The sequence below is a fragment of the Rathayibacter festucae DSM 15932 genome, from assembly GCF_004011135.1.
GTDB classification, from domain to species: domain Bacteria; phylum Actinomycetota; class Actinomycetes; order Actinomycetales; family Microbacteriaceae; genus Rathayibacter; species Rathayibacter festucae.
Map to the genome: position 1 here is coordinate 687,126 of NZ_CP028137.1, position 11,579 is coordinate 698,704.

Consider the following 11,579-nt stretch of genomic DNA (forward strand, 5'->3'; position numbering starts at 1 on the left):
CGGGCGGGGCGGTGATTAGCCGGCCAGAGAGGGGGTGATTGCAGCCGCGAGCTCGTTCCGCATGGCCACCGACCACGTCTCAGTGAGGTGGCTGGTGTCGCGATAGAGAAGTGTGTTCCCCACGATCTCCTCGCAGCGGGTGGCGGTGCAGAAGAAGTCGTTCAAGTCTGCGTAGCGCATTCCTGCTGAATGGGCCGCGCCGCGCTCCGAATCGATCCAGGCCTGGTCGAGCGCCTCCGAACGTGGAATACCGCAGTCCGCAGCGTCCTCGAGATGCGCGGAGAGGCAGCGGGGTGCCTCCTCTGGGAATTTGGGAGTGTCGGCGATCATCAGGACACGGGCCGACGCCGGGAGCCGGAGCGCGAGGTCCCCGATCGCTCGAGTCCAGACGTCGCTGCGCGGTTCGCCGGCCGCAAAGGGCAGACGGTCGGTGTTGGACAACAGAATGACGTCGGGAGGATCGGCGACCAGTCGCTGGATCACGGCATCGCGCCACTGCGTGCACGCCGTGTACGGGGTCGATGCGTCGAGCACCAGGACCGGCACGGAGGGGCACCCCACTTTCGTATAGGACCGGAGCGAGATGCTCTCGCCCTCCGCCCAGGCACTCAGACCGCCGAACCAGTGTGCGGCGTGTGAGTCACCGAAGAGCGCGAGTTCCACCGTCCCCGAAGCGTCTCCGAGTACACAGTCGTTGACCGTCGTGGTGGCCGAGTCGGGAATGTGGCAGCCATTGCGGTGCACCTCCGATGTCGACTCGTCCGCGTAGCTGAGCCCTGGTGAAAGGTTGGCGGGGACGACCGGTGAGAAACGCGGAGGATCGCTTGGCGCCTCCGTTGCGTTGATCCTCGTGGACGAGAGCGGCCGCGCTGCGGAGAGCGGAACGGCTGCCATCGCCAGCAGAACGAGGGCGACTGACGCGGCGCCGCCGACCCAGAGAGATCTTCTCGGTCCACCCTGAACCAGCATCGGGGCGTTCCGGGAGGGCGCCTCCACGAAGCGGTATGTGAGCTCGGCCAGTCCAATGGCGAGGAGCATCAGCGCGCCCTTCAGCCAGAGGGGAAGTGGTGTCGAAAGCCCCACCGCGGCCTGCGGGATCACCAGCAGGGGCCAGTGCCAGAGGTAGAGCGAGTAGGAGATGCGCCCTCCGGCCTGGAACGGCGCCCATCGGAGAAGACGAACCGGGCCTGCCCCGGTGAGGCTCGATCCGCCCAAGATCACCAGGGCCGTCGACATGACTGGAAGCGCGGCGGAGGAGCTTGGGAACAGTGTGCTGTCCGAATACATGACGGCTGCCAGGACTGTGCCGCTGAGGCCCACCCAGCCGAGGGCTGGCAGTAGAGCGGGAACGCGGTCCCGTACCTGTTTCAGCCAGCCGCTGGAGACCAAGCAGGCGACGAGGCCGCCTGTTCCCAGCTCCCACGCGCGCGTAGCCGACGAGAAGAATGCCCAAGGCTGAGAGCGCTCGGTGAGCAGGACGCAGAGCACGAAAGAGGCGAGTACCAGAACGGCGAGGCCGGCCGCGATGGCACGGGGTGATCGCCGAAGAACGACGAAGAGCGCCAGTAGGACGAGCGGCCAGACAATGTAGAACTGCTCCTCGACCCCGAGCGACCAGTAGTGCTGGAAGGGAGACGGTGCGCGCTCCGCGAGGTAGTTCGTCCCCGACAGGGCCAGTTCCAGGTTGGGCACATAAAGGGCCGTGGCGATCGCCATCCGGGTCAGCCCGCCTGCGGTGAGCGGCGGCATGAACAGCAGCGCGGCCACCAGTGAGACTCCAGCTACGAGGAGGGCGGCCGGGAGGATGCGCCTCATGCGCCGTGCGTAGAAGTCGGCGAAGCCGATTCGTCCCGTTGACCGTAACCGCGACATCAGATGGCTGGTGATGAGGAAGCCCGAGATGACGAAGAACACGTCCACCCCGATGTACCCGCCGTGGAACGGAGGGAGGTCGACGTGGTCTGCGATCACGAGCGCTACAGCGACCGCCCGGAGTCCCTGGATGTCGTGCCTGAACGAGCCGGTGGCCGTCATCTTTGCGAGAGAGAGCTTCGGGGTGACTTCACGCCGAATCGTCATCCGTCCTCCTCCAGCAGTCGTCTCTCGTACCCGGACAAGCGGTCGGCCTCGGGGAGTCGAATCAGTCTGGCATGGCGATGTGACGACCGCGTGACAGTACGGAGAAGTGCGGTAGCGGAGAGCTATACGCTGATGGTGGCTGCGCTGAGTCTTCCACTCCGCCCTCCGGAATGGGGGTAGCAGTCCTCCGTAGTGGGGGTAATCACAAGCGCTACCCGCACTTCCGAAACGGTCGAATCCGTGCTTCTCCACCCTTGAAAGGACGTCACCCGTGACGAAGGACCTCGCTGCCTACTGGTGGTCACCCCGACGCTCACCCAGAGTCCTCGCTGCTGAGGTGCGCGCGCATGGTGGCGCATGGGGGCGCCTTCTCCATCCCCTCGATCGCGCCTTCACCAACTACGGCGATGAACTGACCGAACTGGTGCTGTCGGAGACCTTCGGGCGCCGGGTGCGGTGGTCGCCCTTGGGGCGCGAGGACGTCGCGGCGATCGGGTCGATTCTGGTGCCGTATTTCGCCTCCGGCGGACGAGGATTGATCTGGGGGAGTGGTCTCAACCAGCCTGTCGTCTCGCCTGAACGAGCGGCAGAGGTTCGCGATCGATTCCTTGCGGTCCGTGGGCCTAGGACGCGAGCGGCTCTGGGGCTCGACGAGCAGATGCAGCTCGGCGATCCAGGGCTGGTGGTTCGGTCGTTGCGGCCCGTCACAGGCCGGCGAGAGGGCAAGGTGCTGATCCCGCACTTCACCGTCTACCGATCCGCGGCAGGACGGAGGAGGATCTCGGAACTGGTCGCCGCCGGGTATAGCGTTGCAGAACCCACATTGGAGCCGGAAAAAATGATCGACCTCATTCGCTCTGCCGAAAGCGTCGTGAGTTCCGGAATGCACGGTGTGATTCTGTCTCACAGCCTCAGGACGCCGGCCTCACTCATCAGCTTTGCAGACGAGGTTCCGGCGAAGCCTGCTTTCAAATACCTCGACTACCACGATTCGGTCGGGCTGGACGCCCGCATCTCCTCCTGGTCCACCTTCATAGATCGCTCCCTCGCAGTGGTCGAGATCGAGCGTGCTAGGCAGGACATCGAGGACGTTTCACCGAAGATCGATTCGCTTGTCGAAGGTCTTCTCGTGGCCGGTCGTCCTCTGCGATCCGGCAGCTGACGGCTGATCAACCCCGGTGGAACCGCGACATCAGCTTCCTAAAGACAATTGCGAGGACTCCGAAGTCCGACCTGCGAATCAAGTAGAAGTCGGCCGGCGACACCCCGAAGTGCTTCCAAAGGAAGAAGATGTTGAGGTTGCTCGCGAGAACATTGCCGATAAGGGTCGCAAGCGCGGCTCCGACGGCTCCCAAGACGGGTGCGAGCAGGATCAGCATCGCCGCGTTGACGACGCAGGAGATCAAGAGCGACATGCTTCGAGTCCCTGGGCGTCCTCTCGAACTCAAGCCGATCCCGGCGATGGAGCCTGGGTTTCCTAGTACGACAGCGCCGAGCAGGATGACTGTCACAGGTATCGCGGGGAGAAACTCGTCGCCGAAGACTGGCGGGAGCCACCACCAGAGCGTTGCCCCGATGGTGATCGCGGCAGCGAGAGCTGCGAGGGTGGAGAGTCGTGACGACAGTCCGAGTCGGGAGTCGCTGTTCTCAGCGGCATCCGCGGAGAACGTGACTTCACGGACAGCGTTGTTCACGATCAGCGGTAACTCGCTGATACTGACTGCGACCACGTAGAGGCCGAGGGCGAAGGATCCAGCGAGCGGGGTCATCAACGTCTGATCGAGCCGAGTGAGCAGGACCCCCGAGATGGATCCAATCCATACGCGCACCCCGTAGCCGAGGAGGGAGTGCATCGTGACGACGGTCCGAGCGTCTGATTCCGCAGTACTGCTTGCGGGCTTCAGCCCAAAATAAGCGAATCCGCCGAGGACTGGTGAGAGAGCGAGGATGACGACACCCCAGAACACGGTGAGGTGACCCGTTGCGGCGAAGGCGATGAAGGCGGCGAGCCGGGTAGCCGCGGTGAGGAACCGTTCTCGAGCCACCAGCCCCCACTGGTGGCTTCCCGCCGCGACAGCCTGCAGGAGGGCTACGCACAGGCCCGGGATGATGGCGGATGCAGCGAGCACGATCAGACCCCGTAAGTCGGGATCACCACCACTGAGGAAGCCTGCAGCAAGGAACACTGCCGTTGAAGCGATCACACCGGCGAAGGCGATCAGCACGGTGCCCCGTAGCGCGAGCGATCGCATCAGGCGAGGGTGACGTGCGATCGAGTAGTTCACTGCAGCAGGAATGCCGAAAGTTGCGGCAGTCGTTGCCAGGAAGAGCGGTGCGGTCGCAGCTGCCACGTCGCCACGCCCGGCCACACCGAGGCTTTGCGCCATGATCGGCGCGGTCGCGAGGGCAGCGAGCGGGGCGAATGCGTTGCCGAGCGTCGCGAGCGCGACGTTTCGACCCATACGTCCGCTCTCGTCAGCGCCCGACGTCGTCACCGCGTCCATCCCGCTCGGGCTGACTTCGCGCCGCCGCGAGCCGGCGTCGGTGGGACGCGGGCCGCGGATCCACTTCTCCCGGCTGGTCGGCCGGGGCCAAGTCGACGTGACGAGAGCGGGGTGTCCACGATGTTCTCTGTCGGACGCGTCGTGATCATGTCGCGAGCAGCGAACGCCACTGCCAGCCACAGCAAGGCTCCGGCGCTCGTGTTCGATGCGACGCTGCTGTAGGTCTGCACCGCCAGGAGGACGAGGACGCCTGCGACCTGACCCCCAGGAGTCACGCGCGCTCCCCGCCACAGAACGGCTAACGTCATTGCTCCGAAGTACACGAAGGTGGACAGGAGGCCGAAGTCGACCATGTACATGAGGAACGGGTTCTCGAAACTCGTCCGCAGCCCGAGAGATCGCGCGACGTCGAAGCTGCTTCCCGAGCCGGTGCCGACCACGCCGTACTCAGCCCAGTCGCCGAGGATGGCTTGAACCGCCAGTGTCCTGGCATTCGCGGAGCCGGTGTCGTCGACGAGCTTCTCTGCGAGCCCCGTTGCGAACGTCGAGTTCAGATAGACGAGCAGCGCACCGGCCATGGCGCCCAGTGCTGCCAGACGCGCACCGAGAGAGGCGCCTCTCCTGACCATGACGAGAAGGAGACCGACAGCGCCGAGAAGAAGTCCGGTCCGTGACTCCGTGAGGAAGATGGTCGCCAGGAAGGCGATGCCGAGGGAGACTTGCGCGATCGAGGAACGCACGCTGGGAAGAAGCGCGATGCACATCGTCATGAGGAGTGACAGGGCGAGCGGATGGTCGAGCGTACCGAGCGCTCGGACGAAGGGTACTTCGTACCAGCTGTAGCCCGACAGCTGCATGTCGAAGGGCTGTGTGATCAACCCGAGCCGGACGGCGATCGCCGTCATCGCTTCGATGGCGCCGAGGGCCACGACCGTCCGGGCAAGAAACAGCCCAGATGAAACCCGTCGGCTGAGCTCGATCCTGACGAGGATGAAAAGCGCGAACGGCGCGACGATCTGATTGACGATCAGCCCGAGGCCGCCGTCTCCGGAGGCGTTGAAGGTGAAGAGAACCGCGGCAACGGTCATGATCGAGCCGGCGGCAATCAGGAGCTTGTATCGAAGGGCGACTCGCACCGTTTCCTCGAGGTGGAGGAGAGCCTGGACGGCAATGCCGACCAGTGCGAGCCAACTGGCCGGATGTATGCCCGGCACTCCCGCGGGATTACCCACGACGAGGGAGGCCGCGATGGTCGGCAAAAGGACATAGAGACCGACCGATACGGCGATGAGGAGGCGGAGTCGCGAAGCGAGGAACAACGAGAGCACCAGGCTCAAGCCGATCCAGAAGATGAGCTGGTTCATCGGGTTCTCCTCTTGCCCGTCGGGCGGGACTGGTCAAGCCAAGACTCCCAAGCACGAGCGACCTGGCGCGACGCGACATGGGCGGCAGCATCCAGTTCATCCGGCGACGCGGCTCCGGCCGCACGGATCGCGTCCCACCAGGCGGACACGTTCTGGGCATCGCCAGGGGCGACGAGCAGTGGTGACGCAGGACCGTAGAGGTCGGCAAGGCTGCTCTCGCTGGGCCCGACGAACGGTACTCGGCATTCGAGGGCCCGCATCGCGATACCGCTCTGGTAGAAGCGCCGATAAGGAATGAGGATCGCGCCGGCCGTGCGAATCAGCTCATCCAAGCGCTCTTCTGAGACATATCCATCGTGGACATCCCACCCCGTGATCTTCGGCCAGCCGCGACCCCAAACTTCGAGGGCGGCGCCCTTCGGCCCGGCGGCGGCGATCGCCTCGAGCAATGCTGTGTCTCGATCCGGCTTGAACTGGCCGAGGACACGGACGGCGCTTCCGCGTTCCAAGTCCTCCTGCGGAGGGCTGACGTTGCGGATGGGATGAGGGAGAACGGTCGTCATGCGGCCCATCGCGTGCGTCTCGACGACTGTGAGCGCTGATCTGCTGTGCACAAGTAGCCCGGATCGTGGCGAGAGGAGACGGGCGATCCTCCGTGCGGATGAGGAATAGCCGACGGCGTGCACGAGCGGCTCAGGGTCGTGGAGGATCACTGAAGGCCGCACCCCGAACGCTCGAACAACAGCGAGGAACAAGAAGTCCCAGTAGCCCAGTACGGGCCATGTGATGATCAGTCGACCGCGTCGACCTGCTCGTCGGACGCCGGTTCCAAGTGCCTGGAGGTATTTGACGAGCCACCCGTGTCGGGAATCTCCGGATGCAGACGGCTCCTCGAACGAGATCACCTCGACATCGCGTCCGGCCACCACGAGTAGCTGATTCAATGCCTCCGCGTAATGCAGCAGCGTCCCGCCCAGGGGGTTCACCACTACGATCCGAGTTCTTCGCGGGTTCGACGAGTCACTCACAGTGCCGCCCGGTGTAGCCAGAGGTCGGACACGACTCGCCCCTCCACCTCGGGGAGACTGGCACGAACGGTCGTTCTTCCGAGGGGAGCGGCGAACGCGCGGGTGATGGCAGCCGCCAGCGCATCGATCCCGGCCCTGCCCGCCGGCGGATCGACGATCAGATGGCCGTGCTCCTCCAGCCAGTCGACGAGGCCCGTCTGCCGCGTGGTCACCACTGTGACGCCCACGGAGAGGGCTTCTTTGATCGGAAGCCCGATCTGCTCGCGCCAACGGCCGTAAGGGATCGACGGCGCGACCAGCAACTGACTCTTGCGCAGTAACGCGAGCACCTCTTGTCGCGGCCTCTGACCGAGATAGCACCGAGAAGAAGGACGCTGCGCGACCCAATCCCGCACTTCCTCCGCTAGTGGCCCTGGCCCGACAAGGGTGAGCGTCGCCCGCTGCTCGGAGCGCTCCACCTGCTCCCACGCAGACATGAGCTCGCGGACGCCCTTGCGCGGTTCGAGCACACCGACAAAGAGCGCCGAGCCGCCATCGACGGCCGTATCTTCTGCCGCGAGTGCCGAAGGCAGCTCTTCGACCAACTTCCGGTCGATGCCACCGACGAACGGGAGGGCGGTGTAAAGGTGCTCGGCTCCAGTGCTGGCGAAGGCGATACGGTCGACGAAAAGCCGCATGTACAAGCCAAGTCCCAGGGCGAAGATGCGGACGATCGGCGCCGGTACCCGCCCCTCACCTCCGATGAGGCGTGGAAGCGAGTTGTTCTCCATCGCATAGGTGCCGATCAGCCGACGACGACGTCTCACCGCCCCCGTCGCTTTGAAAAGCACCGCAATCGCTGCTCCCCGCGGGAGAAACCTCACCCACAGCGGCTCGGGCATTTCGAGGATCTCGGCCTTCGACGACCAGAACTCGGCGACGAGAGATCGCAGACGAACCTGCCGGATCTCGGCCGGAAGAGGAATGCCCGCGAGATCGTAATTCTCTTCGAAGTACAGCATTGACGCAGGGGTCGTTCGCGGGTACCGCTCGAGATGAACCGCACGGAGTTCGGGGACCAGCCGGATCGATCGAGCCGGGTCGGACCGACGAGCGGTCACCTCACGCGCTCTTTCCGCCGGGCCAGCTGCTGCTCGATTACAGCCTCATATCCGGCGCATACGACGTCCCACGAGTAGTGCGAACGGCCCCTCGCGTGGGCCCCGACGCTCAGCTCCTCTTGGCGATCAGGGTCACTCATCAGCTGCGAGATTGCCGCGACGATCGACGCGGAGTCGGGCTGAGCGAAGATAGCGCAGTCATCGAGGACCTCCCGGTTGTACACGGTGTCTCGAGCCACGGTCGGTGCTCCGCATGACATCGCTTGAACCAATGCGGGATTTGTTCCGCCGACGCTGTGGCCGTGGAAATATGCGCCAGCATGCTGCCACAAAGCGAAGAGCTTGCGATCGTCACTCACATGGCCCAGCCAGGAGATGTGCTTCTTCTCGGCAGCGAGACTACGAGCACGCTCATCGAGCTCTCCTCCATATCCGGATGAGCCGACGATCACGACGGGCCAACGTTCGCCGAGGATCTCCGCAGCATCCAGGAACTCGACGATCGTGTTCTCCGGGACGAAGCGCGCAACGATCAGGATGTAGCCCCTGTGTGGGAATCCCTCGACCTCGGGCAGCGGTCCCGGGTCGTCACCCCCGTAGGGAATGAAGGTCCCATCGCGCTTGAAGTCCTTCTTCCAGCGCCGTGAGATCTCGACAGCGTCGTAGATGAGTTCGTCACCGAACAGCGCGGTCGCTTTCGCGCCGCTGCGGAAGACGTTCTTTGCGATCTTTCCCCACTTGGCTCTGTCCCACTCGATCCCGTCGACGTTCACCGCGGTCGGGATGCCGCGGCCTCGGAGGAGCGGCAGCCAGAACCCGTTAGCGACGTTCATCACGAGGGCGACATCGGGCTTGCGCCGAACTGCGTCCACGCAGGCGCTGAGCCCGTAAGTGAGCGTGCTCAACGACTTGGACTCGATTCCGCGGGTCACCCTCGTCTTCACTCGAGGGTCGCGATTCGCGTCGTCGTCCTTGGTGGAGCCGTCGCGGCCGTAGACCGTGACATCCCAGCCCCGTTCGGCGAGGTAGGGCGCGATCCTCCGTACAGCCGTCTCGAAGCCTCCGTAGTAGCTCGGGTACCCGCGGGTCCCGATGATGGCAACGGACTTCGACATGTCGTCTCCGCCTCTCGATGAAGTGCTCGGTGAATGGATCGTGTTCACGGGCGGTCGTGCCGCGACGCTCATGTCTTCCGCGGTACTCGCTGTGGCGACGAGTCGGCGGGCCCGAGCGATCTGCACCGCGGCCGGGGGGAGTGTTCGCGCACCATTGACGATGCGTCGGCGGATCGCTGCCGCGAAGTCCCTCCGCCCCGGCCCGATCTCTGGGTGCTCGAGCCGATACTCGCTCTCCGGTGGGAGCACGGCGTGAGCCAGGAGCCGCGGCCGCTCTCGCCAGGGTGCCGCCGTGATCGCGGCCAACCAAGCCGCAGCTCGCCCTGCCCCGACAGAGGAGGTGTGTAGATTCCACGCAGCGAGGGCGCGGGAGTCGAACGGCCCCACAGGAGCGTCGACGTCGATCTGCTCCAAGAACGGACGAAGGGTCTCCATCGATCCGGTCGCATTGGCGAAATCGAGCAGGTCATCGGCGTCGAGCTCACGGCGATCGGCTGTCCATACCGAGACCAGCCCGGCGAGCTCGGTGCGATTTCGGCTGTCGTGCATCTCACGGAGGCAGTGCAGAGCGAGCATCGCCGAATTCGCGACGGGATCCGCGCAGACCACCTCCGTCCCCGCAATTCGAGTGGAACTGCGACGCGCCCAGATCGTCTCGAAGACATCCCGCTCAGGCGCAAGGAACCCGAGGAAGCCATGGTGGACGTCGATGTCGCACGGCCATTCCTGGTGGAAGAGAGTGACGGCGTGATTGCTCAGGATCCGCGGCACATCGGCGACGAAGCGCTCCTGCCAACCGCGCCGCTGTAGAGCAGATACGAGGTCGTCGAGCCGGTCAGGTTCCACAAGCACATCAGCATCGCTCGACACGCGGGCAGCGCGGAGCTCCTGCTCATGCAGCACCGGCCCTTTGACACAGAGCGACCGCACGCCGATTTCCTCGGCGACATGAGCGGTGAGGGCATGGGCCAGTTGCACGGCTGTGCCGAGGTCGAGCGCAGTCGCCCCGCTCATGATGCCCTCCGTTCCTGCTCGGCCCGTGAAATCTCGAAGGACCTGATCACGTGCGCGGATTCCAGGTGGCGGAGAAAGGCAGCGACGTCCTCGAGCATTCCTGCGGCGTCCTGATCGAAGGTCGAGGCGAGCCGGCGGGTGATCTCCGACTGGTCAGACTCTCCGTCGATCTCGTTCCACACAGCGAGAGCGGAGCCCGTCAGAACGATCGGACGGGCGTCGTCGTGCACGAGGTCGAGAACGGTGACTCGCTCGGTCTCCTCGACGACGGCGATCGACTCCACTTTCCTCCATACTCGAGTTCTTGCAGTCAACGGCTCACTCGCCCCGTACCTCTCTCGGTGATGTCAGTGCTCTGTGGTCTGTGCCGAGTACTTCGCCTCGGTCGCCGCCTTCTGCGGCCGCCACCAGTCCTCGTTCTCGCGATACCACTGCACCGTCGCGGCGAGGCCGGACTCGAAGTCGGTGTAGCGCGGCTCCCAGCCCAGCTCGGTGCGCAGGCGAGTCGAGTCGATCGCGTAGCGGAGGTCGTGGCCGGGCCGGTCAGTCACGTGGTCGAAGGCGTCCGCGCCCTGGCCGAACTCCTCGAGGATCAGGGTCACGACCTCGAGGTTGTTCTTCTCGCCGTCCGCGCCGATCAGGTAGGTCTCGCCGAGCGCCCCGCGCTCGATGATCGCCCAGACGCCGCTGTTGTGGTCGTCGACGTGGATCCAGTCGCGGACGTTCTCGCCGGCGCCGTAGAGCTTCGGCCGGACGCCGTCGATGACGTTCGTGATCTGCCGGGGGATGAACTTCTCGACGTGCTGGTACGGCCCGTAGTTGTTCGAGCAGTTCGAGATCGTCGCCTTCACGCCGAAGGAGCGGACCCACGCGCGCACCAGCAGGTCGCTGCCGGCCTTCGTCGAGGAGTACGGGCTGGAGGGGTTGTACGGCGTCTGCTCCGTGAACTTCGCCGGGTCGTCGAGCTCGAGGTCGCCGTAGACCTCGTCGGTCGAGATGTGGTGGTAGCGGACGTCGTGCTTGCGCACCGCCTGCAGCAGGGTGAAGGTGCCGATGATGTTGGTCTCGAGGAACGGCGTCGGGTCGTTCAGCGAGTTGTCGTTGTGCGACTCCGCGGCGAAGTGCACGACCAGGTCCGCGTCGGCGACCAGTCGGTCGACCAGCTCGGCGTCGGCGATGTCGCCCTCGACGAACGTGATGCGGTCGGCGACCGGGGCGAGGGAGGCGCGATTGCCCGCGTAGGTCAGCTTGTCCAGCACGGTGATCTGCGCGTCAGGGCGCTCCCGGAGAGTCAGGTGGACGAAGTTGCAGCCGATGAAGCCGGCTCCGCCGGTGACGAGAATTCGCACGAGTGCTCCTGTTGTGAGTGGGGAGA

General features: G+C 65.0%; 9 protein-coding genes. 1 reads left to right on the forward strand and 8 read right to left on the reverse strand.

The genetic code is table 11. The features are described from left to right. Positions 1–15: 15 nt before the first annotated feature. Positions 16–2,079 carry an SGNH hydrolase domain-containing protein gene (locus C1I64_RS03235; protein ID WP_127886185.1) on the reverse strand — a complete coding sequence of 688 codons (2,064 nt, stop codon included), beginning with the start codon at positions 2,077–2,079 and terminating at the stop codon, positions 16–18. 271 nt (positions 2,080–2,350) lie between these two features. Here C1I64_RS03235 and C1I64_RS03240 point away from each other — a divergent pair, with 271 nt between their 5' ends. Then, on the forward strand, positions 2,351–3,241 hold the full coding sequence (locus C1I64_RS03240; protein ID WP_127886186.1) for a polysaccharide pyruvyl transferase family protein: 891 nt from the start codon (positions 2,351–2,353) through the stop codon (positions 3,239–3,241). Between the two features lie 7 nt (positions 3,242–3,248). Here C1I64_RS03240 and C1I64_RS03245 read toward each other — a convergent pair whose 3' ends face one another. The 7 genes from C1I64_RS03245 to rfbB form a co-directional block, all read right to left on the reverse strand. Continuing rightward, positions 3,249–4,574, reverse strand: a complete 1,326-nt coding sequence (locus C1I64_RS03245; protein ID WP_164874426.1) for an oligosaccharide flippase family protein — start codon at positions 4,572–4,574, stop codon at positions 3,249–3,251. Then, a complete protein-coding gene (locus C1I64_RS03250; RefSeq protein WP_127886188.1) occupies positions 4,571–5,947 on the reverse strand; it encodes a hypothetical protein in 1,377 nt (458 codons plus the stop codon). The genes C1I64_RS03245 and C1I64_RS03250 overlap by 4 nt, the downstream gene beginning before the upstream one ends. Beyond that, a complete protein-coding gene (locus C1I64_RS03255; RefSeq protein WP_127886189.1) occupies positions 5,944–6,936 on the reverse strand; it encodes a CgeB family protein in 993 nt (330 codons plus the stop codon). Before C1I64_RS03255 ends, C1I64_RS03250 begins: the two co-directional genes overlap by 4 nt. A gap of 35 nt (positions 6,937–6,971) precedes the next feature. Continuing rightward, entirely contained in the window at positions 6,972–7,976 is a 1,005-nt protein-coding gene (locus C1I64_RS03260) for a glycosyltransferase (RefSeq protein WP_127886190.1), read from the reverse strand. A gap of 95 nt (positions 7,977–8,071) precedes the next feature. Next, complete coding sequence (locus C1I64_RS03265; RefSeq protein WP_127886191.1) at positions 8,072–10,204, reverse strand: glycosyltransferase; 2,133 nt, start codon at positions 10,202–10,204, stop codon at positions 8,072–8,074. After that, positions 10,201–10,488: a PqqD family protein gene (locus C1I64_RS03270; RefSeq protein ID WP_164874427.1), complete on the reverse strand. Its 288-nt coding sequence runs from the start codon at positions 10,486–10,488 to the stop codon at positions 10,201–10,203. The genes C1I64_RS03265 and C1I64_RS03270 overlap by 4 nt, the downstream gene beginning before the upstream one ends. A gap of 63 nt (positions 10,489–10,551) precedes the next feature. Continuing rightward, on the reverse strand, positions 10,552–11,553 hold the full coding sequence (gene rfbB, locus C1I64_RS03275) for a dTDP-glucose 4,6-dehydratase (protein ID WP_127886193.1): 1,002 nt from the start codon (positions 11,551–11,553) through the stop codon (positions 10,552–10,554). Positions 11,554–11,579: the final 26 nt, after the last annotated feature.

Bases quoted from the DNA above. Each gene is read 5' to 3' on its own strand.
- C1I64_RS03235 (WP_127886185.1), bottom strand. From the start codon at position 2,079: ATGACGATTCGGCGTGAAGTCACCCCGAAGCTCTCTCTCGCAAAGATG.
- C1I64_RS03250 (WP_127886188.1), bottom strand. From the start codon at position 5,947: ATGAACCAGCTCATCTTCTGGATCGGCTTGAGCCTGGTGCTCTCGTTG.
- C1I64_RS03260 (WP_127886190.1), bottom strand. From the start codon at position 7,976: ATGCTGTACTTCGAAGAGAATTACGATCTCGCGGGCATTCCTCTTCCG.
- C1I64_RS03265 (WP_127886191.1), bottom strand. From the start codon at position 10,204: ATGAGCGGGGCGACTGCGCTCGACCTCGGCACAGCCGTGCAACTGGCC.